We start from the raw sequence: 26,506 nt of genomic DNA on the forward strand, positions 1-26,506 counted from the left end.
CCACGCTCACGCAATCAACAATGAATTTATATTGAAAGCAACCCGCCCCTGTTACTTACAAAAAATTACAATATCCAGCCATATTTTCGTTACTGTTCATGGTTAATGAAAGAATATGAACTATTATGAGATCATGTAGTTATGCTTTATATTTCAAGATCAACCTATTCATTATTTCTTCACCATCCTAACATCAATTTTTGACCATATAGTGTTTCCTGTTATTTCAATAAGTTCCCTCTGAACGCATTGCAAACATCTGCGTCAGGACGCCAGACACATTAAAGGAAAACAGAAATGACTACTCTCTACGATCAACCTGTCGTTCATCATCGAGATCCCGATTTGCCCCTCCCCCTACCGACGGGGAACAACCCCAGCGCCGTCTCATGGGGAGCTATATTGGCCGGCGCAGCGGCGGCAGCCTCATTGGCGCTGATCCTCCTCATGCTGGGTGCCGGATTAGGCCTGACGTCGGTTTCTCCCTGGGAGAATCATGGCCTGGACGCTGGCACCGTAGGGATAGCGGCAATCGCCTGGCTAACGTTTACCCAAATCGTGGCCTCCGGAATGGGGGGGTATTTAGCCGGGCGGCTGCGCACCAAATGGGTGGATACGCACGTGGATGAAGTCTACTTCCGTGATACCGCACACGGTTTTCTGACCTGGGCCGTCGCGCTGCTTGTCTCGGCAGTGTTGTTGTCCGCAACGGTAAGCTCCCTCGTTGGCGGAAGTGCAAAAGTAGTGGGATCCGTAGCAGGCGGTGCCGCTGCAGCCTCCTTGACCGGCGCAGCGAGTATGGCAGGTCATTCGGCCAATGTGTCCGGGACCTCGATGCAATATTTCATTCAGTCGTTATTTAGATCAAGTCCCTCTGCCACCAACACTACGCCCGCCGCAACAGATTCACCGGCGGTTGGCCAGCCTGCACCTCATCAGCCAGTGACGCCAGCCCAGATGGGTGAAGTCACCGGTATTTTTGCCAATAGCATCAGCACCGGTTCGCTGCCTCCTGAAGACCTTCAGTATGTGGCTCAGCTCATTTCTCAAACAACGGGGATCGATCCAAAAGAAGCTGAACAGCGGGTTCAGGCCAATTACGACAAGGCTCAGGCGAAACTGAAAGAGGCGAAGCTGAAAGCCCAGCAGGCAGCAGATAAGGCACGAAAAGCCACCAGCTACGTCACCCTCTGGACCTTTATCTCACTGCTGATTGGTGCTTTCGTTGCCAGCTTAAGTGCGACCTTTGGCGGTCGTCAACGCGACTTATAATGTTTGATTACGAAGGAGGTTATTATGCGCTCATTACTGCTTTTCTTTTTAGGTGTACCCATTCCGATCATTATTCTGATTGCCTTGTTTGTCCATTGACCGGTATCAAAGGCATTACGCTTTAAAATAAATCCCTACCCTTACTTAACCTGAATGCCAGGAAAGGCATTCAGGATTTTTGTCACCCCTTACCCCCCCATTCCACGTGTGGAAACGAGAAGATGAAACCCTTCTTTAGATATCAAAATGCCGTTCGGACAAAACGGCAACCTTAAGGCTATCAAGGAAGAAATGCAGGACCTAACGCCGGGACGTTATCATCCGGGAGTCAAGAGGTCTGGTACAGCGCATTCTGTTGGGTAAGACGTTCAAGCATCTGCAAAGAGTGAAAAGCAAGTCAGGTACCCGCCAGAGGCTGAGGATTGTTGAAGATTCTGATTCGTTCTCCCCGTCACATAATTTATCGATTTTTCTCTACACTTATATCAGACTGACTGAAAGGAGATCGTTATGAAATTATGGCATGCGGTTACAGGACTTACCGTTGTGTTAACGCTTGTTGCCTGCAAATCCCCTACGCCACCAAAAGGCGTAAAGCCCGTAGACAATTTTGAAGCCGATAATTATCTGGGGAAATGGTATGAAATCGCTCGCCTCGATTATTATTTTGAACGAGGGCTCGATAATGTTACGGCTGACTACGCATTAAATAAAGATGGTACCCTCCGGGTTGTGAATCGGGGATATGACCCGGAAAAAATGAAGTGGAAAGAAAGCGAAGGGAAAGCCGTATTTGTCGAGGCAAAAAACGTCGCCGCGCTCAAAGTCTCTTTCTTTGGCCCATTTTACGCTGGATATAATGTGATCGCGATCGACCCCGATTACAAATATGCACTGGTCAGTGGTCAGAATCGGGATTATCTTTGGATATTATCACGAACGCCAGATATTCCAACCAGTGTAAAAATAAAATACCTTGAGATTGCCAAAGAATACGGTTTCCCAATAAACAAGCTCATTTGGGTAAAACACGATCGTCACAACTAACTGTTTATAAAGGCCTGCATTTTGCAGGCCTTTTATTATTACCATTTATACTTATTGCTGTCTTCCCAGTCTTTCATCTCTTTTTCAGCCTGGTCTTTTGCGTAGCCGTAACGCTCCTGAATACGCCCAGCCAGCTGCTCTCGCTTACCTTCGATGACATCCAGATCGTCATCCGTCAGCTTGCCCCATTTTTCTTTCACTTTTCCTTTGAATTGTTTCCAGTTTCCACTAATGCGATCTTCGTTCATCACTTTCTCCAAAGTTAAGTCTGTACGGGTTTGCTTAACAACCAGATAAATATAGTAGAGATAATCGATTTTCCATTTTAACGCTGGTTAATTTTGGGGTGCATGACGCTTAAAAATGAATTTTTAGGATTCTTCTATAACGGATTGTGGTTTTTCGGAGCGGTAATTTTACGCTGTCTTTTATTATGGTTACTTATGGCAATAATTTCATCGCGGTTCTTTCATTACGAATTCTGTAAGTGAACTAAGCTGAAGCTGTAGCACACCAATAAGAAACCCTGAGGAGCCTTTGATGAGCAATAATACCGATAAGCACACGACCAACGACGCTGGGATACCGGTTGCCAGTGATGAGCACTCTCTCACCGTCGGAGCCGATGGTCCTATTTTGCTTCATGATCATTATCTTATTGAGCAAATGGCGGCCTTCAACCGGGAGCGCATTCCTGAACGCCAACCTCATGCTAAAGGCAGCGGCGCTTTTGGGCATTTTGAAGTGACGGATGATGTCAGTCAGTACACCCGAGCCAGTGTATTCCAGCCAGGTGAAAAAACGGAGGTGGTGGTTCGCTTCTCAACCGTGGCGGGAGAGCGTGGCAGCCCTGATACCTGGCGCGACCCACGCGGATTCGCTATTAAGTTTTACACCAAAGAAGGCAACTTTGATTTGGTAGGAAACAACACGCCGGTATTCTTTGTCAGGGACCCTATGAAATTTCAACATTTCATCCGTTCGCAAAAGCGTCGCGCCGATAACAATCTTCGCGACCATGACATGCAGTGGGATTTCTGGACATTATCGCCGGAGTCAGCGCATCAGGTTACCTACCTGATGGGTGACAGGGGGATCCCCAAAAGCTGGCGTCATATGAACGGCTACTCCAGCCACACCTATATGTGGGTTAACGCCGAGGGAGAAAAGTTCTGGGTAAAATACCATTTTGAGTCCGATCAGGGCGTTGATTTCCTTACGCAGGATGAAGCTGACAAGCTGGCCGGACAGGATGGCGACTATCACGTTCGCGACTTGTTCAACGCCATCAAACAAGGGGATTTCCCAAGCTGGACCCTGTACATGCAGATCATGCCAATGGCGGAGGCAGAACACTACCGCTTCAATCCCTTCGACTTAACCAAGGTTTGGCCTCATGGAGATTACCCTTTGATTAAAGTGGGCAAACTCACGCTCGACCGCAATCCCACAGACAATCACGCGCAAATTGAACAGGCCGCCTTTGAGCCTAACAACCTCGTACCCGGCACCGGTCTGAGCCCTGACAAAATGCTGATTGGTCGTATTTTTGCCTACGCAGATGCTCACCGGGCGCGTCTGGGCGTGAACTACAAGCAGATCCCGGTGAATGCCCCTCATTCCCCGGTCAACAGCTACAGCAAAGATGGCGCTATGCGCATCACACCTGTCAGCGACCCGGTATATGCGCCTAATTCGAAAGGTGGGCCGTCGGCCGAAGGCAACACGCTGCCGGTCGATTCAACCTGGCCTGTACAGGGAGAAATGGTTCGCGCCGCCTACACGCTTCGTAAGGATGATGATGACTTTGGGCAGGCAAATGCGCTGGTCAATAAGGTCATGGACGAGGCTGCACGTGAAAGGCTTGTCGATAATGTTGCCGGACACCTGCTCGATGGCGTTGAGGAGCCGGTTCTCTCACGAGCATTCGACTACTGGACACAGATCGATGCCAGTATTGGGGCCCGCATTAAACAAAAAGTGATGAGCAAAAAAGCCACATCCTGATGCTTCTGAAAAGCGCCTTCGGGCGCTTTTCACATTTGAACCGGATCAGGCTTCCAGATCCGCCATATCGCCTTTTTCCTGCAGCCAGTTACGGCGGTCTTCAGAACGCTTTTTAGCCAGCAGCATGTCCATCACCGCGTCCGTCTGCTGATCGGCATCATCATCGATGAACAGCTGAACCAGACGGCGGGTATTCGGATCGAGCGTGGTTTCACGCAGCTGCAGCGGGTTCATTTCACCCAGGCCTTTAAAGCGCTGCACGTTCGGCTTGCCTTTCTTACGCTTGAGCTGATCCAGCACGCCTTCTTTTTCCTGCTCGTCGAGCGCGTAATAGACCTCTTTGCCGAGATCGATACGGTACAGCGGCGGCATGGCAACGTAGACGTGTCCGGCTTTGACCACATGACGGAAATGTTTGACGAACAGGGCGCACAGCAGCGTGGCGATGTGCAGACCATCGGAGTCCGCATCCGCGAGGATGCAGATCTTGCCGTAACGGAGCTGGCTCAGATCGTCGCTGTCCGGATCGATGCCGATCGCCACAGAGATATCGTGCACTTCCTGCGAGGCCAGCACTTCGTCAGATGACACTTCCCAGGTGTTGAGGATCTTACCTTTCAGCGGCATGATCGCCTGATATTCACGATCGCGCGCCTGTTTCGCGGAGCCGCCCGCCGAGTCCCCTTCCACGAGGAAAAGTTCGGTGCGGTTCAGATCCTGCGCGGTGCAATCTGCCAGCTTGCCAGGCAGTGCCGGGCCACTGGTCAGTTTCTTACGCACCACTTTTTTGGCGGCGCGTAAACGACGCTGAGCGCTGGAAATGGCCATTTCGGCCAGCATTTCTGCGGCCTGCACGTTCTGGTTCAGCCACAGGCTGAAGGCATCTTTCACTACGCCAGAAACAAAGGCCGCGCACTGACGCGAAGAAAGACGTTCTTTGGTCTGACCCGCGAACTGCGGATCCTGCATTTTCACCGACAGCACGTAGGCACAGCGATCCCAGATATCTTCCGCCGACAGCTTCACGCCGCGCGGCAGAATATTGCGGTATTCGCAGAACTCACGCATCGCATCAAGCAGACCCTGACGCAGGCCGTTCACGTGCGTGCCGCCCTGCATGGTTGGGATCAGGTTGACGTAGCTTTCAGTCAGCAGTTCGCCCCCTTCCGGCAGCCACAGCAGCGCCCAGTCAACCGCTTCGGTGTCGCCAGCAAAGCTGCCGACGAACGGTTTTTCTGGCAGCAGCGGCAGGCCGTTGACGGCTTCGCACAGATAGTCATTCAGACCGTCCGCGTAGCACCAGCTTTGCTCGCTGTTATTGACCTTGTCTTTAAAGACAATTTCTACGCCCGGGCACAGAACAGCTTTGGCTTTCAGCAGGTGTGTCAGACGTGAAACGGAGAAGCGCGGGCTGTCGAAGAAGCTTTCATCCGGCCAGAAGTGAACGCTGGTTCCGGTGTTACGTTTTCCGACGGTGCCGGTGACGTGTAAATCTTCCACCTTGTCGCCGTTTTCGAACGCCATGGTGTAAATCTGGCCGTCGCGACGCACGTTGACTTCCACGCGTTTTGACAGGGCGTTAACCACCGATATCCCTACGCCGTGCAAGCCGCCGGAGAACTGGTAGTTTTTGTTGGAGAATTTACCGCCCGCATGCAGCCGACAGAGGATAAGCTCGATGGCCGGGACGCCCTCTTCCGGGTGAATGTCCACAGGCATGCCGCGACCGTCGTCGATAACTTCCAGCGACTGATCAGCATGTAAGATAACTTCCACGCGTTTAGCATGGCCTGCCAGTGCCTCATCCACACTGTTATCAATCACTTCCTGACCTAAGTGGTTAGGACGTGTGGTATCGGTGTACATCCCCGGGCGGCGGCGAACTGGCTCTAGCCCGGTGAGTACCTCAATGGCATCAGCATTATAAGAAGATTGGGTCATGGTATGTTCACGAATTGTACGGGCCGTTTAACGCAGCCCTAAGAAATCGATAATCTGTGTGAAATGATCTTCAAAGCCGATAAATGCGTGATTACCGCCTTCCTCGACCGTCTGGCGGCAGGAGGCGAAGTAGTCCACAGCCTGGCGGTAATCAAGCACTTCATCACCCGTCTGTTGCAATAACCAGATAAGATCCGGCGCTTCGAGCGGGTCGATTTGCATCACTTTCAGATCGTAAATATGGCGTGACTCTAGCACATATTGCTGCCCGGTGTAGGGATTCTCGTTATGCCCAAGGTAGCCTGTCAGCAACTCAAATGGACGCACCGCAGGGTTGACGACCACGGCTGGCAGCATAAAGCATTGTGACAACCAGGTGGCGTAGTAGCCGCCCAGCGATGACCCCACAATCCCCAGCGGTTCGCCGCCGTGTTGCAGGACCAGTTTCTCCAGCAGCTCTGCCGCTTCCGCCGGAAATGCCGGGAGCTGTGGAATGACCATCTCGATGTCGGGATGGTGTTCCGCCAGCCACGTTTTCATGGTCGTAGCCTTGGCAGAACGCGGTGAGCTGTTAAAGCCGTGGAGATAAAGAAGCGTAGACATCAGTATCCTTCTGAAGCGGTATCCGGGCGGAACTGCGAGCCATCGAGGCGACAGACCTCGGTGGTCAACGTGCCATCGGCATGCAGTTCCAGCCAGCGCCAACCCGGCGCAATAGTATCAAGCGTAAAGTTCGCACAGTGGGGTTTGAACTGAACACAGGTAGACGGGGTAGCCATCATGCGTCGCCCATTCCAGTCGATATCCATCTCCTGATGAATATGACCGCAAAGCAGGTTTTTCACTCGCGGGAAACGCATTAGCACACGATCCAGCGCCCCGGCATTACGCAAGCTGTGTTGATCCAGCCAGCTGCATCCTGCCGGATGAGGATGATGGTGCAACAGTAAAAGCGTGTTGCGTTCCGGGGATTGTGTCAGCCGTTGCTCCAGCCAGTCGAGCTGAAATTCGCTTAGCTCGCCGTGAGGGACACCAAACACCTGGCTGTCGAGCATCAGAATTTGCCAGTGCTCACCGGCAATAACCCTTTTCGCTGGCGAAATGCCTGCATCCTGCAATGCGCTGTACATCGCAGGCTGAAAATCGTGGTTGCCGGGCAACCAGACGCAGGGCGCAGCGAAGCCCGCGATGCCTTCAGCAAAATGCTGATAAGCCGCGGACGAATGATCCTGTGCTAAATCCCCTGTGGCGACAACGAGATCGCACTCACGTTGCGAGGCGCGGATGGCCGCCAGAACCGCCTGATAGCTTTCCCAGGTGTTCACCCCTAACAACGTTTCATGTTTTTCAGCAAACAGGTGAGTATCAGTAATTTGTAAGACTCTGACCCCGGCCCCACCAGCCAGAGAGAGATTTAACAGGCTTTCCAAATGGTGTCCTTAGGTTTCACGACGCTAACAAACCGGAATCGCCATCGCTCCATGTGCTAAACAGTACCTCAGCCAGTCGGCTAAAAACTGGTTAATTTGATGCTTTTCGTCGCGTTGATGCAACTTTTTATTCGGGTAATCATACCGTGCTTTGAAGCGAAAGATCTGCTGACTCGAACACACTTCAGCGACCATCGCATCGTGGTAAAGCCGCACCGACATTGACGGCAGGCTCCAGTAGCTGATGGCCGGAACCGTTTGCTCAATGTCCACCAGGGTAGTGTAGCGGGTCGATTCGCTTATCGTTAACCGGTATTGTGCGTTGGCCACCTGATAGCTCACTGTTTCGCCGGGTGCGTCAGTGCGAGGCAACAGGCGGCGTAGCTGCGCGAAATTGGTTTCGCACAGGCGCATCATTTCAGGGAAGTCAGGTGTATAGCGCTTCATTTTGTCCACTCGTTTCGTAATGCCTGATAATGCAATTGCAGCCATTGCAGGGCGATGACAGAGGCTGCGTTATCGATTTTCCCCTCTTCTACCCATTGATAAGCCTGTTCCCTGCTTACCACGTGAACCCGAATGTCTTCGAGTTCTTCAGCCAGACCGTGAATACCGTGTGCGGTCGTGGCGTCCACTTCACCTACCAGAATGGTTAAGCGCTCGCTGGTGCCTCCCGGGCTTGCCAGGTAGCTCAGCATATTTTTGACTCGCCCGACTTGCAGCCCGGCCTCTTCAACGGCTTCCCGGCGAGCCACATCTTCCGGGCTTTCGCCCTCTTCTATCATCCCGGCGACCATTTCCAGCAACCATGGGCTTTCGCTTGAGTCATACGCCGCGATGCGAATCTGTTCGACCAGCACCACTTCATCACGCACTGGGTCAAAGGGTAGCAAGACAGCGGCGTGCCCGCGCTCAAAAATTTCACGACGCACTTCACCACTCATTTCGCCGTTAAACAATCGGTGACGAAAACGGTACAGATCTATCGAAAAAAAACCGCTATAAAGCGTTTCACGTGCAATAATTTCTACATCATTTTTGGCGTAGGTTACGCCAGACGAGTGCTTGCTGGTCATCATCGTTTTCCTGATGTTTAAGTGATGAAATTAGGGATTTCGGGTCAGTTTGACTACTGTTTTAATAATGCTGTGGTAGATTGGTGCAAATTAACGCCAGATGGCACGTTACGCCAACTTTTTACGCGGTCGGACTCTGGTACAATCGACGAATCTTTTTGAATTAGATCAGCGCTAAATGCTTCACAACAAGGAATGCAAATGAAGAAATTGCTCCCCATCCTTATCGGCTTGAGCCTCGCAGGGTTCAGTGCTGTGAGCCAGGCGGAAAACCTGTTACAGGTTTATCAGCAGGCACGTTTGAGTAACCCGGACCTGCGTAAGTCCGCCGCCGATCGTGATGCTGCATTCGAGAAAATTAACGAAGCACGCAGTCCATTACTGCCGCAGCTCGGCTTAGGTGCAGATTACACCTACACAAACGGTTATAAAGATAGCAACGGTATCAATTCCAACGCAACCAGCGCCGCGCTGACCTTAACGCAGACCATCTTCGATATGTCGAAATGGCGCGCCCTGACGCTGCAGGAAAAAACTGCAGGCATCCAGGATGTCAGCTATCAGACCGATCAGCAGACGCTGATCCTGAATACCGCCACCGCGTACTTCAACGTGCTGAATGCCATTGACTCGCTGTCCTTCACCGAAGCGCAGAAACAGGCTGTTTACCGTCAGTTGGATCAAACCACTCAGCGCTTTAACGTAGGCCTGGTGGCTATCACTGACGTACAGAACGCCCGTTCACAGTACGACACCGTGCTGGCGAATGAAGTCACTGCCCGTAACAACCTCGATAACGCGGTTGAGCAACTGCGTCAGATTACCGGCAACTTCTATCCGCAACTGGCTTCGCTGAATGTCGGCACCTTTAAAACGGACAAACCGCAAGCGGTAAACTCACTGCTGAAAGAAGCCGAAAATCGCAACCTGGCATTGTTGCAGGCACGTCTGAGCCAGGATCTGGCGCGTGAGCAGATTCGTTATGCAGAAACCGGCCACATGCCTACCGTCGGCCTGACAGCCTCTACTGGCGTCACTGACACCAAGTATGACGGCAGCAACGCCACCAGCAGCCAGTATACTGACCGTAACATCGGACAGAATCAGATTGGCCTGAACTTCAGCCTGCCACTGTACAGCGGTGGCTCCGTCACCTCTCAGGTGAAACAAGCTCAGTACAACTTTGTTGGCGCCAGCGAACAGCTGGAAAGTGCGCACCGTAGCGTCGTTCAGACCGTGCGTTCTTCCTTTAATAACATCAACGCCTCCATCAGCAGCATCAACGCTTATAAACAAGCGGTGGTTTCTGCACAAAGCTCTTTGGATGCGTCTGAAGCCGGTTACCAGGTGGGTACCCGTACTATCGTTGATGTGTTAGATGCCACCTCAACGCTGTATCAGGCAAAACAGAGTCTGTCTAACGCTCGCTATAGCTATCTGATCAACCAGCTGAACATCAAATCAGCGCTCGGTACGCTGAACGAGAACGATCTGATGGCGCTCAACGGTGCGCTCGGAAAAGAAGTGCCGACCTCACCAGAAACTGTCGCGCCGGAAAACGCGCAACAGGACGCAAGTGCTGATGGCTACAACGGCAATGACGCGAGTATGGCCCCAGCGGCACAGCCTGCGTCTGCACGTACAACTTCCAGCACCAGCAGCAAAGGCTCCAACCCGTTCAAAAATTGATTCGGGCTTATCCGGCGGCGCTGTCCGCCGGATATCACTTCCTGCTCCGTTGGCGATAACGTTGTAAACGTAAGGCAACGTAAAGATCTCCCCCTGCTGGCTCGCATCGCTTCAATTTCAACCACTCATCCACTATTCTGGGCACTACCACTGGGTCCAGGATGAAAAACAATGAAACGGACAAAATCCATTAATCACGCTTCGTTCCGCAAGAACTGGGGCGCACGCCATTTGACGCCAGTTGCGCTGGCTGTTACCGCCGTTTTTATGCTCTCGGGCTGTGAAAAAACGGATGAAACGGTGTCGATGTATCAAAACGCCGACGACTGCTCCAGCGCAAACCCAGGCAAAAGTGCGGAATGTACTGCCTCCTACAATAACGCGCTGAAAGAAGCCGAGCGCACCGCGCCAAAATATGCCAGCCGTGAAGACTGCGTCGCCGAATTTGGTGAAGGCCAGTGTCAGCAGGCACCGGCTCAGGCAGGCATGGCCCCTGAAAACCAGGCACAAGCGCAAAGCGGTGGCGGCAGCTTCTGGATGCCGCTGATGGCAGGCTACATGATGGGCCGCATGATGAGCGGCGGAATGCAGCAACAGCCGCTGTTCAGCTCGAAAAACCCGGCAAGCCCGGCTTACGGCCAGTACACCGATGCCAGCGGTAAAGGATATGGCGCAGCCCAGCCAGGCCGTACCATGAACGTGCCGAAAACCGCGATGGCCCCTAAACCTGCTACCACCAGCACCGTCACCCGTGGTGGTTTTGGTGAGTCGGTTGCGAAGCAATCCACCATGCAGCGTAGCGCTTCTGGTACGTCTTCTCGCTCCATGGGCGGCTAACAACCATGGAAAGAGTCAGCATTGTTGAGCGCCCTGACTGGCGCGAAAAAGCCACAGAGTATGGCTTCAACTTCCACACCATGTACGGCGAACCGTACTGGTGTGAAGATGCCTACTACCAGCTCACGCTCGCTCAGGTCGATAAGCTCGAAGAAGTTACAGCGGAGCTGCATCAGATGTGCCTCAAAGTGGTGGAGCGTGTGGTCGCCAGCGATGAGCTGATGGCCAAATTCCGCATTCCAAAGCACACATGGGGTTTTGTACGTCAGTCATGGGCTAGTCGTCAGCCTTCACTCTACTCACGTCTCGATCTGGCGTGGGATGGGAAAGGTGAACCTAAGTTACTGGAAAATAATGCCGATACGCCAACTTCACTGTATGAAGCGGCCTTCTTCCAGTGGATCTGGCTCGAAGATCAGCAGAATGCGGGCCAGCTTCCGGCCAACAGCGACCAGTTCAATAGCCTGCAGGAAAAACTGATCGAGCGTTTCGCCGAACTGCGCGAACAGCACGGTTTTAACCTGCTGCATTTTGCCTGCTGTCGGGACACCGTAGAAGATCGCGGTACCGTGCAATATCTGCAGGACTGCGCCAATGAAGCGGGCGTCGCCAGCGAGTTCCTCTATATGGAAGACATCGGGCTGGGCGAAAAAGGCCAGTTCACCGATGTGCAGGATCAGGTTATCAGTAACCTGTTCAAGCTTTATCCGTGGGAATACATGCTGCGTGAAATGTTCTCCACCAAGCTGGAAGACGCTGGCGTACGTTGGCTGGAACCCGCCTGGAAGAGCATTATTTCCAACAAGGCGCTGCTGCCGATGCTGTGGGAAATGTTCCCGGATCACCCGAATCTGCTGCCGGCCTATTTTGCTGAAGACAGCTATCCAGAAATGGAAAAGTACGTAATGAAGCCGATCTTCTCCCGTGAAGGCGCTAACGTCTCAATCGTTGAGAACGGTAAAGTGCTGGAAGCAGTAGAAGGGCCCTACGGCGAAGAAGGGATGATCGTCCAGCAGTTCTGCGAACTGCCAAAGTTTGGCGACAGCTATACGCTGATCGGCAGCTGGCTTATCAACGATCAACCTGCCGGGATCGGCATTCGAGAAGACCGCGCGTTGATCACTCAGGATCTGTCACGCTTCTATCCGCATATTTTTGTGGAGTGATTCTGGTCAGGTGCGGCCTGATGCCCTCTCCCCAACCCTCTCCCACGTGGAGAGGAAGCAAACACTAAAAACGGCAACCCCAAGGTTGCCGTTTTGCTTTAACCTCCGATCTGCACCGAAAGCATACTCAAACTACCCATTTCAATACCATCAGTCGGCAGCGTAATTGGCTCTTCGCCATCCCACGCGCCTAACGCATACAGCAGCGGAAGATAGTGATCGGCCGTTGGGTTAGACAGCGCACCGCCTTCGTGATCAAGGTAATTCACTAACGGATGTTCTTCCGCCGGGCCTTGCCACGTCAGGTTGTCTTTCACAAATTCATTGAACGATGTCGCCCACGGATAAGGTGTGTTTTCGCCATGCCAGCGCGCTGTTCGCAGGTTATGAACCACGTTGCCGCTTGCCACCAGCATAATGCCTTCATCACGCAGTGCCGCCAGCTTGCGTCCCATTTCGAGATGCCAGACAGCGGGCTTGGTGCTGTCGATGCTGAGCTGTACCATCGGGATATCGGCATTCGGGTACATCTTGATCAGTACCCCCCACGAACCGTGGTCAAAGCCCCACGCCTCTTTGTCCAGCGCAACGGGCACTGGCGCGAGCAGTTCAACCAGACGCTGTGCCAGTTCAGGAGACCCTGGTGCCGGGTAATGCGTATCGTAAAGCGCCTGAGGGAAGCCACCGAAGTCATGAATGGTTTTCGGGGCTTCCATCGCCGTCACGCCAGTCCCGCGAGTAAACCAGTGCGCGGAAATCGCCACAATCGCTTTAGGGCGCGGCAGTGTTTCTCCCAACGTCTGCCAGGCACGAGTGTACACGTTATCTTCCAGCACGTTCATCGGGCTACCGTGACCTAAAAACAGTGCTGGCATACGGGAAGAAGACATGATGATATCCTTACAGGAACAGTCGATTTGATGGGTCTACATTACGCGTTTTCTGTCAGGGATGAACTCAGATAAGCATGATGAAGATCATCAGGAAATTTGAATGTAAGGACACGTAAAAGCGTCACGGCGCACTCGCTTTCTCGCCGTGCTCACTTTACTATAAATGATAATCATTATCATATAGGAGATTCCATGTCAGTTCCTTTGATCCTGACCTTACTGGCTGGTGGGGCCACCTTCATTGGCGCGGTGCTGGGCGTTATCGGGCAGAAGCCCTCCAACCGTGTGCTGGCGTTTTCTCTGGGCTTTGCCGCCGGGATTATGCTGCTGATCTCACTGATGGAAATGCTGCCCGCCGCGCTCGGGACGGAAGGCATGTCGCCAGTGCTCGGCTACGGCATGTTTGTTATCGGCCTGCTGGGTTATTTCGCGCTCGACAGGGCTTTACCGCACGCACATCCGCAAGATCTCATGCAGGGTGATAAAGCTGTCATGCCTCGCAACCTGCGTCGTACCGCCATTTTACTGACTTTGGGTATCAGCCTGCACAACTTCCCGGAAGGCGTAGCGACCTACGTCACTGCCAGCAGTAATCTGGAACTGGGCTTCGGTATCGCGCTGGCCGTTGCATTGCACAATATTCCTGAAGGTCTGGCAGTGGCTGGGCCAGTCTATGCGGCGACAGGCTCGAAACGTAAAGCGGTCTTCTGGGCAGGTATTTCCGGGATGGCTGAAATTCTGGGAGGTGTGCTGGCGTGGCTGATTCTGGGTTCACTGGTGTCACCAGTGGTGATGGCGGCCATCATGGCGGCGGTCGCTGGGATTATGGTGGCGCTGTCGGTTGATGAGCTGATGCCGCTCGCCAAAGAAATCGACCCGCATAACAACCCAAGTTATGGCGTGCTGTGTGGTATGTCAGTGATGGGCTTAAGTCTGGTGCTGTTGCAGTCGATGGATTTTGCCTGACACAAATGCCGGCCGACAAAAACACTCACTCAGCAAACAGTACAGAGCAAAACGCCGGGATTATCCCGGCGTTCTTCTTTTCAGGCTCAGACTGAATCAGCTGGCCTTACGTTCGTGCTTTTGGCGGTATTCCACCAGATCTTCGATGGTCACAACCGGCATGTTGTGCTCGGCTGCGAACTTGATGCACTCCGGCGCACGCGCCATGGTGCCATCATCATTAGTCAGCTCACACAGAACACCAGCAGGTTTGAAACCAGCCAGTGAAACCAGGTCGATGGTCGCTTCAGTGTGACCGCCACGGGTTAACACGCCACCCGGTTGCGCACGCAGTGGGAAAACGTGGCCAGGGCGATGCAGATCAGATGGCTTGGCATCATCAGCGATAGCAGCACGAACGGTGGTTACGCGGTCTGCTGCTGAAACACCGGTGGTCACACCGTGCGCGGCTTCGATAGTCACGGTAAAACCGGTCCCGAATGCGCTGGTGTTGTTTTCGACCATCATCGGCAGGTCGAGCTGCTTGCGACGTTCTTCATTGATGCACAGGCACACAATGCCGCTGCCGTGGCGAATGGTCAGCGCCATTTGCTCAACGGTCATGGTTTCGGCGGCAAAAATCATGTCACCTTCGTTCTCGCGGTTTTCGTCATCAAGCACCATCACGCCGCGGCCTTCGCGCAGCGCAGCTAACGCGTGTTCCACACGTTCAAAAGCAGTACCAAAAGAGGAAAGTAGCGTCTGATTCATGGTAAAAGACCTCATTAACATTATGGTTACCAGAATCAGGGCAGTCTTAGGAGCACCGGCTAAGCGGCAAAAAAATAACGTGAGCGGGCCGAGCCCGTAGATCGTTACTCTCTCCCATCCGGACTTTAACCGTCGGCCCCGGAATTTCACCGGATCTGCTGTCCTTCAGACCGAAATCTGAAGCGCTCGCGGGCTTTCAACCTGAGTTGATTTACCGCCGGTGGGGAATTTCGCCCCGCCCTGAGAATAAGCGAGATAACTATAACGCTAATGATTATTGGCGGCAATGGTCGGGTTTGCATAAGCTTCAAACATTTCTGGTTTATAGGCCCGCCATAAGGCACTACAATACTCTGCAAAACCGACCAGACTCAGGGAAACCGTAATGATTGATCCGAAAAAAATTGAACAGATTGCCCGCCAGGTTCATGAGTCCATGCCGCAAGGCCTGCGTGACTTTGGTGATGACGTTGAGAAGAAAATCCGTCAGGTTCTGCAATCTCAGCTGACCCGTCTGGATTTGGTGAGCCGCGAAGAGTTTGACGTGCAAACGCAAGTGCTGCTGCGTACTCGCGAGAAGCTGGCATTGCTGGAACAGCGCATCAGCGAGCTGGAAAACCGCTCGGCTATTCCTGCTATTCCGCCAGTGGATGATAAAGCCTGAGAGCGCGTGGTGTAATGCCGGGTGGCGGCGATGCCTGACCCGGCCTACGTGTAGGCCCGGTAAGCGTTGCGCCACCGGGCATGGGATTTTATTTCCCGCTGTCTTTCTGGATGCGCTTGATGATGTTGGTGGTTGAACAGCCGTCTTCAAAATTGAGCACCATCACTTCGCCACCGTTCGCCCAGACTTCCTCGCTACCTGCGATTTCATCCGGCTTGTAATCGCCGCCTTTCACCAGCAAATCTGGCAGGATACCGGCAATCAGGCGCTGCGGTGTGTCTTCTTCGAAAGAGACTACCCAGTCAACGGATTCCAGCGCACCCAGCACAATCATGCGCTGTTCAAGTGGGTTCACCGGACGGGTTTCGCCTTTCAGGCGCTTAGTGGACGCATCGCTGTTCACCGCCACGATCAGGCGATCGCCAAGCTTGCGGGCGTTCGAAAGATAAGACACATGGCCCGCGTGCAGAATGTCGAACACGCCGTTAGTCATCACCACTTTCTCACCACGCTTACGCGCCGCCAGGACGGCCTGCTTCAGCTCTTCTTCGCTCATCACGCCAAAACCGGTGTCCGCACGACCGCGAACCGCGTTTTCCAGCTCGATAGGCGAAACGGTTGAGGTCCCCAGTTTGCCCACCACGACACCCGCCGCAGCGTTCGCAAAGAAGCACGCTTCTTCCAGAGAATTACCTGCCGCCAGCGTTGCCGCCAGCACGCCAATCACCGTGTCACCGGCACCGGTCACGTCGTAAACTTCCTGCGCCTGAGTGGGCATATGCAGCGGTGCTTTGCCCGGTTGCAGCAGAGTCATGCCCTGTTCAGAACGCGTCACCAGCAGCGCGGAGAGCTCGTAGTCAGCGATCACTTTCATGCCGCGTTCCACGATTTCGGCTTCGGTCTTACATTTCCCCGCCACCGCTTCAAATTCAGAAAGATTTGGCGTCAGCAGCGTGGCACCGCGATAGCGTTCGAAATCGGTTCCTTTCGGATCGATAAGCACTGGCACGCCGCCTTTTCTTGCCAGTTGGATCATGCTCTGCACGCTTTCCAGCGCGCCTTTGGCGTAATCAGACAGCACCAGCGCACCGATATGCCCCAGCGCCTGCTGGATGCGTTCGTGCATAGGCTGTGGATCAACGCCCGCGAAGCCTTCTTCAAAGTCCAGACGAATCAGCTGCTGGTTGCGCGACAACACACGCAGCTTGGTGATGGTCGGATGCGTGGGCACAGAGACGAAATCGCACTTCACATTCACATCCGCCAGCGCTTTGCTCAAGGCACGCGCCGCGTCATCAATGCCGGTCAGGCCGACCAGGCGAGAAGAGGCGCCAAGCGAAGCAATGTTCATGGCCACGTTAGCCGCGCCGCCAGGGCGTTCTTCAATGGTATCAACTTTGACCACGGGAACCGGAGCTTCCGGGGAGATGCGGCTTGTCGGGCCATACCAGTAGCGATCCAGCATCACATCACCGACAACCATCACACCAGCACGTTCAAATTCTGGCAGCGTTACTTTCATTCCAGACTCCTGAAAGATTCATCAATTGCGCGCGATAATAGCATAATTCATGGCATAACCAGCCACTTCCGCCAACTGGAGGTGACCAGCTCGCGTTCCAAACTGAACGCCTCTGGCGCGACGTGCCCGGCTTCTTCCTGCAAGGCTAAATGGTGCAAGGCATCACGAAGTGTGGTGTAGGCACGGCTCAACGCCAGTGCTTCTTCCTCTTCTATAATGTCGTTTTGCGCCAGCAGTTCGAGGATACGCACATTGTCCGACCAGCGCGTCAGCTTCGGTTTGTCATGGGCATAGCGCAATACCAGATATTGTGTAATGAACTCAATATCGGTGATCCCGCCCTCATCTGCTTTAATATCGAAGCGATCACGGTGCTTTCCGCCCAGATGTGCTCGCATTTTTTCGCGCATTTCACGCACTTCTGTTTGCAGCTTTTCACCTTCTCGCGGCGTGGTCAGGATGTCGCGACGAATGGCATCAAACTGCATCTGCAATTGCGGGTCACCGTAAACAACGCGGGCACGAACCAGCGCCTGATGCTCCCATGTCCATGCTTCCGTACGCTGATAATCGGCAAAAGCCTCGGTGGTGGTCACCAACATGCCCGCCGCGCCAGAAGGACGTAAGCGAGCGTCCACTTCGTACAGAATGCCCGAGGACGTTCGGGTGCTGAACAAATGCATGATGCGCTGCGCCAGACGCAGATAGAACTGCCGCCCGTCAATTTCACGCTCGCCATCGGTCATCACTTCCACCGGGCAATCATGCAGGAACACGAGGTCGAGATCAGAGCTGTAACCCAGCTCCCAGCCGCCTAACTTGCCATATCCGACAACGGCAAACCCGCGCCCCTGACGTTCAGCCAGATGTTTCGGCTGCCCGTAACGAGCCACCATTTGTGTCCACGCCTGATGCACAACCGCATCGATCATCGCTTCTGCAAGCCAGGTTAAGTGATCGCTCACTTTCATCACTGGCAGCGTTCCGGCGATGTCTGCCGCCGCCACACGCAACAACTGTGCTTGTTTAAACTGGCGTAAGGCTTCCAGTTGCTGTTCTTCGTCCTCTTCCGGTACGCGCAGCAGATACTGGCGCAATTCGTCACGATAGGCGTCTGTCGCCGTAGGCTGATAAAGCGTGTTCGGATCGAGCAGTTCATCCAGCAACAGAGGATAACGCGCCAACTTGCTGGCAATCATCGGCGAGGCAGCGCAGAGGCGGATCAGGTGTTTGAGCGCACCCGGGAATTCGCTCAGCAGTTCGAGGTAGGTCGTGCGGGTGACGATGCCCGTCAGCAAAGGCGTGATTCGACCGAGCGGCACAGGCGCGTCTTCACGGCTGCACACTTCGCTCAGCAAATGTGGCATCAGAGAATCCAGCACCTGACGCCCACGCGGGCCGATGGTGCGCTTATCAAGCTCTTTGCGGAAATCGGCAATTTGCGCCAGCACCTGATGGCGATCGTGGTCACTCAGATGCGCCAGCACCGGCGTAGTGTCGTCTTCCTGCAATGCATCCTGCCAGAGTTCACGCCAGTGCTCGGAGAGCTGTTCATCGGCGGACGTTTCTTCGTCATCGCCAATCAGCTCGTTAAAAATCTGCCGGACCTGCGCCATATGGTCGCCAAGCTCAGCGGAAAGCGCATCCCAGTCGGCAAAGCCCATTCCCCAGGCCAGACGCGCCCGATTGAGGTCATCTTCCGGCAGCGTCTGAGTCTGTTCGTCGTTGATGCTTTGCAGCAGGTTTTCCAGACGGCGCAGGAAAAGATACGCCTCGCGCAGCTGTGCCGCTTCACCATCAGGAAGGAGATGCAGATTATTGATGGCTTCAAGCGTTGGCAGCAGAGAACGGCCTTGCAGTGCAGGCTCACGCCCGCCGCGAATCAGCTGGAAGACCTGAACGATAAACTCAATTTCGCGAATACCGCCCGCGCCCAGCTTGATGTTGTCTTTCAGACCGCGACGACGCACTTCGCGAGAAATCATCCCTTTCATGTTACGCAGTGACTGGATCACGCTGAAATCGATGTAACGGCGGAAGACGAAAGGACGCAGCATGGAGCGCAATTCTTCTACGTACAGCCCTTCGCGATCGCCCATGATTCGGGCTTTGACCATCGCATAACGTTCCCAGTCACGCCCTTGCTCCTGGTAATAATCTTCCAGCGCGGCAAAGCTCAGGACCAGCGGGCCGCTGTCGCCAAAAGGACGCAGACGCATATCAACGCGATACACAAAGCCGTCCATCGTCGCTTGATCCAGCGCTTTAATCAGGCGCTGCCCCATGCGGGTAAAGAACTGGGCGTTATCCAGCTCACGACGGCCGCCCTGCGTGGAACCGTGCTCCGGCCAGGCAAAAATAAGGTCGATATCCGAGGAGAAGTTAAGCTCGCCGCCACCCAGTTTGCCCATGCCTAAAATCAGCAGTGGCTGCGGTTTTCCTTCGGCGTTACAGGGCGTGCCCCACTCACGGCAACAGGCGTCATACAGCCAGTCTCGCGCGGTGACAATCAGCGTTTCGGCTAAGTGGCTGAGCTGCTGCAAACTGCTTTCGGTACTGACAATGGAGAGCGCTTGCGCCCAGGCGATGCGAACCATGACCCGGCGACGGAACAGACGCAGTTCCCGCATCAGGCTGTTTTCATCGCTCACGTCAGCAAGTGCCTCTTGTAACCAGGCGGCGTAATGCTGCCATTCGTCAGCCTGCGGCGGCGAACTTTCCAGCTCGCTAATCCACTCCGGATGAGCCGTCAGACTCTGGGCGATGAAATCACTGAACGTCATCGCCGCCTGAGCCTGCGGGCTTAATTCTGAGGAAGGAAATTCTGCTGGCAGTCTGTCGACGACCGTCTGCCAGTGAAGCTGTAACTGCATAGAAAACGGCGTCATGACTGCCCTCGTTACTTGCTTATCGTCCGGTGACTAAAAAAGCCGTCAGCATCAATTTGGCTCTGGCAATTTGCGGCTGGAAAACGGCGTTGTGGGCGTTGTCAGCCACGGCAATCGCCTCCGCGATTTGTGCCATTTGCTCAGAGGCCATTTCATGGTCACTTGCCAGTGCCGTGCGGATAAATGCGACCGCTTTCAACACTTCCGCTTTTGCCGCGTGGTTGCCACGTAACCACAGCTCTTCGTGATACTGCCAGTGCGCAAGCGCCGCTTCTAGCGCGGCATTACCTTCGGCGGTAAATTCCGCAGGTTTCAGGGCTCGTTCGGCATTGCCCTGCGCCAGATGATATCCTCGCGCCGCTTTGCTGAGACTTCCCTGGCGTAAAACGCCCGCAGAAAGCAGCTTCTCGGCGATGTCCAGAATATCTTCAACGTCGCCATGAAGCAGTTCCAGCTCCAGTTCGCAGAGAGCTTCCTGATGCCCACCAGCAGCGACCTCGCCCAAATCCAGCGCCAGTTCGACACGGCTCTGATTGTGGTTAATCAGCCATTTTTCACGGTAAAAATCGGTGCTGAACAACGGCTTCACCTGAGAGGCCAGCGAACCGGGTAATTTTCCCTCGGGCCACACTTCCGCAGGCAGCTTTTCCAGCGCCAGTTCAGGCTTATCCAGATCGATGTTGTATTCAGGGCGCTGATGCAAACCGCCCACCACACGCCCCGCGATTTTCATCGTCATTTCATAGCGACCGTTGTGGCCGCGGATGCGCAGGCCCATGTCGTGCTTACGCAGCCAGTTATCTGGCGTTTCGTAGTAAATATTGAGTAATTGCGCGGCCGGAACGTGTTCCGCAGAGAGGCTGTTGAGCTGCTGGCGCAAGGTATCGACCCCCTGCGGCTCAACGATGAACTTCAATTCGATTTCCTGATCCATGACTGATTTCTTATGGTTGCGAAGCCTTGATTGAACGTTACGCCGAACTTACGCGCATCTTTTTTGTCAGTAGAGTGTATTTCGCGGTACTTTGCCATGCAATCTCCTCCTGGAGGATTCTGATTGCGGCAGAATGCCTGGCATCGTCAGACTGATGCCATTACTATCATTTCACTTTATGACAATAACGAATGACCTGATGCCTAAATTACGCCTGATTGGATTAACTTTATTAGCGCTTAGCGCAACTGCTGCCGTTCACGCGGAAGAAACCCGTTACGTTTCAGATGAACTGAACACCTGGGTCCGCAGCGGACCGGGCGACAACTATCGTCTGGCTGGCACCGTCACCGCAGGAGAAGCGGTCACTCTTCTGCAAACCAACGACAGTACTCAATATGGACAGGTGCGTGACAGCAACGGCCGTACCGCCTGGATCCCGTTAAAAGAGCTGAAGAGCGAACCGAGCTTCAAAACTCGCGTTCCCGACCTGGAAAACCAGGTGAAAACGCTCACTGACAAGCTGAACAATATTGATGCCACCTGGAATGAGCGCACTGCAGATATGCAGAAGAAAGTCGCGGGCAGCGACAGCGTCATTAATGGGCTGAAAGAAGAGAATCAAAAGCTGAAAAACGAACTCATCGTGGCGCAGAAAAAGGTGAATGCCGCCAATCTGCAGCTCGATGACAAACAGCGCACCATCATCATGCAGTGGTTCATGTACGGTGGCGGCGTGCTGGGTGTGGGCCTGATCCTCGGCCTGGTGCTGCCGCTGCTGGTGCCAAGCCGCAAGCGCAAAGATCGCTGGATGAACTGACCGTCCGATTCGCAAACGCCTCTACACTTACGTATTATCTTCCGATAATCAAAGTGAGAGGGTTGTGTGGCGTGAAGACATATCTGGTCGGTGGTGCGGTTCGTGATGCGTTGTTAGGCCTGCCGGTCAAAGACAAAGATTGGGTGGTTGTCGGTGCCACACCACAGCAAATGCTCGACGCGGGCTACCAGCAGGTAGGCCGCGACTTTCCTGTTTTTCTCCATCCTGAAAGCCACGAAGAATATGCCCTCGCGCGTACCGAGCGAAAATCCGGCTCCGGTTATACCGGCTTCACTTGTTATGCCGCCCCGGACGTCACCCTTGAACAAGATTTATTGCGCCGTGACCTGACGGTTAACGCCCTCGCGCAAAGCGAAGACGGCACGATTATCGATCCGTACCACGGTCAGAACGATCTGAAAAACCGTCTGCTTCGCCATGTCTCCCCTGCCTTCAGTGAAGATCCTTTACGCGTGCTGCGCGTGGCGCGCTTTGCCGCTCGTTACGCTCACCTGAGCTTCCGCATTGCCGATGAAACTATGGCGTTAATGCGTGAAATGACGGCGGCAGGCGAGCTTGAACATCTCACGCCGGAGCGCGTCTGGAAGGAAACCGAGAACGCACTTGGCACCCGCAACCCCCAGGTCTATTTCCAGACGCTGCGCGACTGCGGCGCGTTAAAGGTCCTGTTCCCGGAAATTGACGCACTGTACGGCGTGCCTGCTCCGGCGAAGTGGCATCCTGAAATCGATACTGGCGTGCATACGCTGATGACGCTGTCGATGGCTGCGATGCTTTCGCCTGCACTGGATGTCCGTTTCGCAACGCTTTGCCACGACCTGGGCAAAGGGCTGACGCCAAAAGAGTTCTGGCCTCGCCATCACGGCCACGGCCCGGCAGGGGTGAAACTCGTCGAGCAATTGTGCGCTCGTTTACGCGTGCCAAATGAAATGCGAGATCTGGCCAAGCTGGTCGCGGAATTTCACGACCTCATCCACACCATGCCCATTCTCAAACCGGCAACCATAGTAAAGCTGTTTGATTCGATTGATGCGTGGCGCAAGCCGCAGCGTGTGGAACAAATTGCCCTCACCAGCGAAGCCGATGTGCGTGGGCGTACCACGTTCGAAGCCTGTGATTATCCGCAAGGGCGTTTACTGCGTGAAGCCTGGGAAGTGGCAAAATCTGTACCGACCAAACCGGTGATTGATGCAGGATTTAAAGGGCCGGAAGTCAGGGAGGAACTGACGCGACGCCGTATCGAAGCCGTCGCGCAGTGGAAAGAAAAACGCTGCCCGCAGGTTACATGAACACCGCGTAAACCGCTGCCGCCACAATGAAGCGATAGATAGCAAACGGGATAAAGGTGATGCGTTTGATGATGTGCAGGAAGGTTTTAATCGCAAACAGCGCTACCACGAACGCCGTGATAAAGCCGACAGCAAACATCGGAATATCTGACGTGGTCAGGAAGCCGATGCTTTTGTAGAGATCGAGCGCAGTCGCGCCCATCATCATCGGCACTGCCAGCAGGAAGGAAAACTCTGCCGCGGCATAACGGCTCACGCCAATCAGCATCCCGCCCGCAATGGTTGACCCGGAGCGGGAGAAGCCCGGCCACAGCGCCAGACACTGGAAACAGCCAATCGCGAACGCCTGACCATAGGTCATATCGTCCAGGCCCATTGCACGTGGCTGTTTTGGCTTAAACACTTCCGCCGCAATCAGCAACACGCCACCGACCACCAGCGCATACATCACGTTCACCGGGTTAAACAGCGCCTTGATGGCATCGTGTAACACAAGCCCAAGCACCACGGCCGGGATCATCGCCAGCAAAACGTGAATCAGAGACAAACGCCCGCAGCCTTCGCCTTCATGTACCGGCGGGCGTCCGAAGTGAATACCAATCAGACCAAACAGCCGACGCCAGAACATCACGACTACGGCCAGAATCGACCCTAACTGGATAACCACTTCGAAGGTTTTCGCCGTCTCTCCCTCAAACCCCAGCAGATGGCCCACGATAATCATGTGGCCCGTGCTGGACACCGGCAAAAATTCTGTCAGTCCTTCGACAACACCCAGGATGGCCGCTACCAGCAGCGAGTGCATATCGCTCATCAAATAAACCCTTAAAGTAAAGAAAAAAAATGAAAAATAAGACCGCTAACTCTACGTCAGCATTAAGACATATCTATCGGTGTTTCGTTTAACGATGATGAATCTAAACTTATCCTTTCGGAATTGTGCCACGCTCGATGATCACCCCCACATTTGCTGCTCGCGCCACAGCGCCAGGTTTGCTCAGTTTGATGCGCACCCACGGTGAGTTAAAACGCGTCAGTAAAAGCTGAGCGACTTCTTCCGCAACACGTTCCACCAGCGCGAATTTTCCGCCTTCTACGTGAGCAATCACCGCTTCGCTGATATCGGCATAACTCAGACAATCTTCAACGTTGTCGCTGACGGCCGATTTCCGGTTGTCCCACGCCATTTCGATATCGAACACCAGCTTCTGTTCGATGGTCTGTTCCCAGTCGTAAACACCAATGGTGGTGATTGTCGAAAGTTGCTCTATAAATACAATATCCATCACGCCCTGCCTGCTTTTTGCCCGCGCCGGATACCACTTCCGGCAAAATATGCGTATTATCCACAGATGAAGAGAATACCGATACATTTTCAAAACGGAACAGCGTTATGAGTGCAATCGCGCCTGGAATGGTCTTCCTCGCCTACCTTTGCGGCTCAATTTCCAGCGCCATTCTGGTCTGTCGCCTCGCGGGTCTGCCTGATCCCCGTGAAAGCGGCTCTGGTAACCCCGGAGCGACCAACGTTTTACGAATTGGCGGCAAGGGAGCAGCCGTAGCTGTACTGATCTTCGACATCCTCAAAGGCATGTTGCCGACGTGGGGCGCCTGGGCTTTGGGGTTTACTCCCTTCTGGCTTGGGATAGTCGCCATCGCCGCTTGTCTCGGTCACATCTGGCCGGTCTTCTTTGGTTTTCGCGGCGGTAAAGGGGTTGCCACGGCCTTTGGTGCCATCGCACCGATTGGCTGGGATCTCACCGGCGTGATGGCGGGCACCTGGCTTTTGACCATATTGCTGAGCGGCTATTCCTCGCTTGGGGCGATAGTCAGTGCGCTGGTTGCGCCGTTTTACGTCTGGTGGTTTATGCCGCAGTACACCTTCCCGGTGTCGATGCTTTCCTGCCTTATTTTACTGCGCCACCATGACAACATTCAGCGCCTGTGGCGTCGGCAAGAAACTAAAATCTGGACCCGCCTCAGAAAGAAAAAATCGCAGGACTAAGCCCTTCACCTCGCCGCCATCCGGGCGGCGACATCAATTATTACATTTACTTAACATCATAAGCCTTTCCTATGACCTGCAAATTCCTCTGCTGATCCATACTCATTAGCGTCTGATTAATCACGCAATTGCAGAGGTACCGTTTTGTCTGGCGCAGGACTGGAGAGTGCAAAAAAAGGCTGGCATGCCACGCTCGCCTTACAGTTCCGCCATACGCCGGAAAAAACGGTGCTGGCCTCTGCTCGCCATACGGGCCCGTTGACCGTTCAGCGCCCTTTTTATCCCGAAGAAGACACTTGCCACCTTTATCTGCTACATCCCCCCGGCGGCATAGTCGGCGGCGATGAACTGGATATCAACGTTACACTGGAACCTAACAGCCACGCGCTGATCACCATGCCCGGTGCCAGTAAGTTTTACCGTAGCCATGGCCCGCAGGCGCGGCTCAGCCAACGTTTTGACCTTGCTGAAAATGCGATTCTCGAATGGCTGCCGCAGGACACTATTTTCTTCCCCGCCGCCCGCGCTCAGCTTCACACCGTGTTCCATTTACATGAGCGCTCGCAGCTGCTGGCCTGGGAATTATTTTGCCTCGGGCGGCCAGTGATGGGTGAAGCTTTCGGGCAAGGTGAAATTTCCAGCCGCCTTGAAGTCTGGAAAAGCGGAATGCCGCTGCTGATGGAACGCCTGCACCTTGCCGACGGCAGTCTCAGCGCGGTGGCGGAACAACCCTGGGTCGGTAACCTGGTGTTCTATCCGGCAACTGAAAATATGCTGGAAGGCGTTCGCGAGTTGTTAACTCCGCTGAATTTTTATGCCGGGGCAACGTTAACCGACGACCTGCTAACGGTGCGCTTTTTATCGCACGACAACCTTATCTGCCAACGCGCGATGCGAGAAATCTGGCAGTACCTGCGCCCGCAACTGCTCAACAAATCCCCTGTGTTACCCCGAATCTGGCAGACCTGAGAGACCGCTATGGAACTGACGCCAAGAGAAAAAGATAAATTGCTGTTGTTTACCGCCGCGCTGGTGGCCGAGCGCCGCCTGTCCCGTGGCCTGCGACTCAACTACCCCGAGTCCGTGGCACTGATCAGCGCCTTCATCATGGAAGGTGCCCGCGACGGGAAAAGCGTGGCTTCGCTGATGGAAGACGGCCGCCATGTCTTAACCCGCGATCAGGTGATGGAAGGCGTGCCAGAGATGATCCCGGATATTCAGGTTGAAGCCACCTTCCCGGATGGCTCCAAACTTGTCACCGTTCATAACCCGATAATCTGAAGAGGCTT

25 protein-coding genes, 1 pseudogene and 1 riboswitch are annotated in these 26,506 nt (G+C 54.0%); of the genes and pseudogenes, 13 read left to right on the forward strand and 13 right to left on the reverse strand.

Annotated features, from left to right (window positions below; all coding sequences use genetic code 11):
* The first annotated feature begins 297 nt into the window (after positions 1-297).
* Both ACI2I2_RS16365 and blc read left to right on the forward strand, forming a co-directional pair.
* Positions 298-1,272, forward strand: coding sequence for a hypothetical protein (locus ACI2I2_RS16365; protein WP_404658846.1), 975 nt, complete (start codon positions 298-300; stop codon positions 1,270-1,272).
* A 510-nt stretch (positions 1,273-1,782) separates the two neighbouring features.
* Positions 1,783-2,319, forward strand: coding sequence for an outer membrane lipoprotein Blc (gene blc, locus ACI2I2_RS16370; protein WP_404658847.1), 537 nt, complete (start codon positions 1,783-1,785; stop codon positions 2,317-2,319).
* Positions 2,320-2,357: 38 nt separating this feature from the next.
* On the opposite strand, the gene ACI2I2_RS16375 is transcribed toward blc, so the two are convergent.
* Positions 2,358-2,567: a CsbD family protein gene (locus ACI2I2_RS16375; RefSeq protein WP_404658848.1), complete on the reverse strand. Its 210-nt coding sequence runs from the start codon at positions 2,565-2,567 to the stop codon at positions 2,358-2,360.
* A gap of 292 nt (positions 2,568-2,859) precedes the next feature.
* Here ACI2I2_RS16375 and ACI2I2_RS16380 point away from each other — a divergent pair, with 292 nt between their 5' ends.
* Complete coding sequence (locus ACI2I2_RS16380; protein ID WP_404658849.1) at positions 2,860-4,326, forward strand: catalase; 1,467 nt, start codon at positions 2,860-2,862, stop codon at positions 4,324-4,326.
* 45 nt (positions 4,327-4,371) lie between these two features.
* Here ACI2I2_RS16380 and parE read toward each other — a convergent pair whose 3' ends face one another.
* The 5 genes from parE to nudF are packed head-to-tail and all read right to left on the reverse strand — an operon-like array spanning position 4,372 to position 8,773.
* Positions 4,372-6,267: a DNA topoisomerase 4 subunit B gene (parE, locus tag ACI2I2_RS16385; RefSeq protein ID WP_404658850.1), complete on the reverse strand. Its 1,896-nt coding sequence runs from the start codon at positions 6,265-6,267 to the stop codon at positions 4,372-4,374.
* 27 nt (positions 6,268-6,294) lie between these two features.
* Positions 6,295-6,870 (reverse strand): esterase YqiA, encoded by a 576-nt coding sequence (yqiA, locus tag ACI2I2_RS16390; RefSeq protein ID WP_404658851.1) that lies wholly within the window; start codon positions 6,868-6,870, stop codon positions 6,295-6,297.
* On the reverse strand, positions 6,870-7,697 hold the full coding sequence (gene cpdA / locus ACI2I2_RS16395) for a 3',5'-cyclic-AMP phosphodiesterase (protein ID WP_404658852.1): 828 nt from the start codon (positions 7,695-7,697) through the stop codon (positions 6,870-6,872). Before cpdA ends, yqiA begins: the two co-directional genes overlap by 1 nt.
* 24 nt (positions 7,698-7,721) lie before the next feature.
* Positions 7,722-8,144, reverse strand: coding sequence for a DUF1249 family protein (locus tag ACI2I2_RS16400; protein ID WP_404658853.1), 423 nt, complete (start codon positions 8,142-8,144; stop codon positions 7,722-7,724).
* Positions 8,141-8,773 (reverse strand): ADP-ribose diphosphatase, encoded by a 633-nt coding sequence (gene nudF, locus ACI2I2_RS16405; protein WP_404658906.1) that lies wholly within the window; start codon positions 8,771-8,773, stop codon positions 8,141-8,143. Before nudF ends, ACI2I2_RS16400 begins: the two co-directional genes overlap by 4 nt.
* A 201-nt stretch (positions 8,774-8,974) precedes the next feature.
* On the opposite strand from nudF, the gene tolC reads away from it, so the two are divergent.
* The 3 genes from tolC to ACI2I2_RS16420 all read left to right on the forward strand — a co-directional run bounded on the left by tolC (position 8,975) and on the right by ACI2I2_RS16420 (position 12,465).
* The gene (gene tolC, locus ACI2I2_RS16410; RefSeq protein WP_404658854.1) at positions 8,975-10,462 is read left to right on the forward strand and encodes an outer membrane channel protein TolC; all 1,488 of its coding nucleotides are present in this window, start codon (positions 8,975-8,977) and stop codon (positions 10,460-10,462) included.
* 171 nt (positions 10,463-10,633) lie between these two features.
* Positions 10,634-11,299, forward strand: coding sequence for a DUF1190 family protein (locus ACI2I2_RS16415; protein ID WP_404658855.1), 666 nt, complete (start codon positions 10,634-10,636; stop codon positions 11,297-11,299).
* A 5-nt stretch (positions 11,300-11,304) separates the two neighbouring features.
* A complete protein-coding gene (locus ACI2I2_RS16420) occupies positions 11,305-12,465 on the forward strand; it encodes a glutathionylspermidine synthase family protein (protein WP_404658856.1) in 1,161 nt (386 codons plus the stop codon).
* Between the two features lie 98 nt (positions 12,466-12,563).
* On the opposite strand, the gene ygiD is transcribed toward ACI2I2_RS16420, so the two are convergent.
* Positions 12,564-13,355 carry a 4,5-DOPA dioxygenase extradiol gene (gene ygiD / locus ACI2I2_RS16425; protein WP_404658857.1) on the reverse strand — a complete coding sequence of 264 codons (792 nt, stop codon included), beginning with the start codon at positions 13,353-13,355 and terminating at the stop codon, positions 12,564-12,566.
* A 195-nt stretch (positions 13,356-13,550) separates the two neighbouring features.
* On the opposite strand from ygiD, the gene zupT reads away from it, so the two are divergent.
* On the forward strand, positions 13,551-14,324 hold the full coding sequence (gene zupT / locus ACI2I2_RS16430; RefSeq protein WP_404658858.1) for a zinc transporter ZupT: 774 nt from the start codon (positions 13,551-13,553) through the stop codon (positions 14,322-14,324).
* 96 nt (positions 14,325-14,420) lie between these two features.
* On the opposite strand, the gene ribB is transcribed toward zupT, so the two are convergent.
* A complete protein-coding gene (ribB, locus tag ACI2I2_RS16435; RefSeq protein WP_404658859.1) occupies positions 14,421-15,074 on the reverse strand; it encodes a 3,4-dihydroxy-2-butanone-4-phosphate synthase in 654 nt (217 codons plus the stop codon).
* A gap of 102 nt (positions 15,075-15,176) precedes the next feature.
* Positions 15,177-15,326: riboswitch (FMN riboswitch) on the reverse strand.
* A 133-nt stretch (positions 15,327-15,459) separates the two neighbouring features.
* Between ribB and ACI2I2_RS16440 the strand changes: the two genes are divergently transcribed.
* Positions 15,460-15,738, forward strand: coding sequence for an accessory factor UbiK family protein (locus ACI2I2_RS16440; protein WP_404658860.1), 279 nt, complete (start codon positions 15,460-15,462; stop codon positions 15,736-15,738).
* 88 nt (positions 15,739-15,826) lie between these two features.
* Here ACI2I2_RS16440 and hldE read toward each other — a convergent pair whose 3' ends face one another.
* The 3 genes and pseudogenes from hldE to ACI2I2_RS16455 all read right to left on the reverse strand — a co-directional run.
* Positions 15,827-17,260, reverse strand: coding sequence for a bifunctional D-glycero-beta-D-manno-heptose-7-phosphate kinase/D-glycero-beta-D-manno-heptose 1-phosphate adenylyltransferase HldE (gene hldE / locus ACI2I2_RS16445; RefSeq protein ID WP_330984934.1), 1,434 nt, complete (start codon positions 17,258-17,260; stop codon positions 15,827-15,829).
* Between the two features lie 47 nt (positions 17,261-17,307).
* On the reverse strand, positions 17,308-20,148 hold the full coding sequence (gene glnE, locus ACI2I2_RS16450) for a bifunctional [glutamate--ammonia ligase]-adenylyl-L-tyrosine phosphorylase/[glutamate--ammonia-ligase] adenylyltransferase (protein ID WP_404658861.1): 2,841 nt from the start codon (positions 20,146-20,148) through the stop codon (positions 17,308-17,310).
* Between the two features lie 31 nt (positions 20,149-20,179).
* Positions 20,180-21,082 (reverse strand): annotated as a pseudogene (locus ACI2I2_RS16455) (inorganic triphosphatase); the annotation flags it as partial.
* A 199-nt stretch (positions 21,083-21,281) separates the two neighbouring features.
* On the opposite strand from ACI2I2_RS16455, the gene ACI2I2_RS16460 reads away from it, so the two are divergent.
* Both ACI2I2_RS16460 and ACI2I2_RS16465 read left to right on the forward strand, forming a co-directional pair.
* Positions 21,282-21,902, forward strand: coding sequence for a TIGR04211 family SH3 domain-containing protein (locus ACI2I2_RS16460; RefSeq protein WP_404658862.1), 621 nt, complete (start codon positions 21,282-21,284; stop codon positions 21,900-21,902).
* Between the two features lie 71 nt (positions 21,903-21,973).
* The gene (locus ACI2I2_RS16465) at positions 21,974-23,212 is read left to right on the forward strand and encodes a multifunctional CCA addition/repair protein (protein WP_404658863.1); all 1,239 of its coding nucleotides are present in this window, start codon (positions 21,974-21,976) and stop codon (positions 23,210-23,212) included.
* Here the strand turns inward: ACI2I2_RS16465 and bacA are convergent.
* Together bacA and folB are read right to left on the reverse strand one after the other, a co-directional pair.
* On the reverse strand, positions 23,205-24,026 hold the full coding sequence (bacA, locus tag ACI2I2_RS16470) for an undecaprenyl-diphosphate phosphatase (protein WP_404658864.1): 822 nt from the start codon (positions 24,024-24,026) through the stop codon (positions 23,205-23,207). The two genes, ACI2I2_RS16465 and bacA, sit on opposite strands and share 8 nt — an antisense overlap.
* 109 nt (positions 24,027-24,135) lie before the next feature.
* On the reverse strand, positions 24,136-24,498 hold the full coding sequence (gene folB / locus ACI2I2_RS16475; RefSeq protein ID WP_330984939.1) for a bifunctional dihydroneopterin aldolase/7,8-dihydroneopterin epimerase: 363 nt from the start codon (positions 24,496-24,498) through the stop codon (positions 24,136-24,138).
* 107 nt (positions 24,499-24,605) lie between these two features.
* Between folB and plsY the strand changes: the two genes are divergently transcribed.
* From plsY to ACI2I2_RS16490, 3 genes are all read left to right on the forward strand, one after another.
* On the forward strand, positions 24,606-25,217 hold the full coding sequence (gene plsY / locus ACI2I2_RS16480) for a glycerol-3-phosphate 1-O-acyltransferase PlsY (protein ID WP_404658865.1): 612 nt from the start codon (positions 24,606-24,608) through the stop codon (positions 25,215-25,217).
* A 144-nt stretch (positions 25,218-25,361) separates the two neighbouring features.
* Complete coding sequence (locus ACI2I2_RS16485) at positions 25,362-26,186, forward strand: urease accessory protein UreD (RefSeq protein WP_404658866.1); 825 nt, start codon at positions 25,362-25,364, stop codon at positions 26,184-26,186.
* A 9-nt stretch (positions 26,187-26,195) separates the two neighbouring features.
* On the forward strand, positions 26,196-26,498 hold the full coding sequence (locus ACI2I2_RS16490; RefSeq protein WP_404658867.1) for an urease subunit gamma: 303 nt from the start codon (positions 26,196-26,198) through the stop codon (positions 26,496-26,498).
* Positions 26,499-26,506 lie beyond the last annotated feature (8 nt).

The sequence above is a fragment of the Scandinavium sp. NPDC088450 genome, assembly GCF_044900545.1.
In the GTDB taxonomy this organism is placed as follows: Bacteria; Pseudomonadota; Gammaproteobacteria; order Enterobacterales; family Enterobacteriaceae; genus Scandinavium.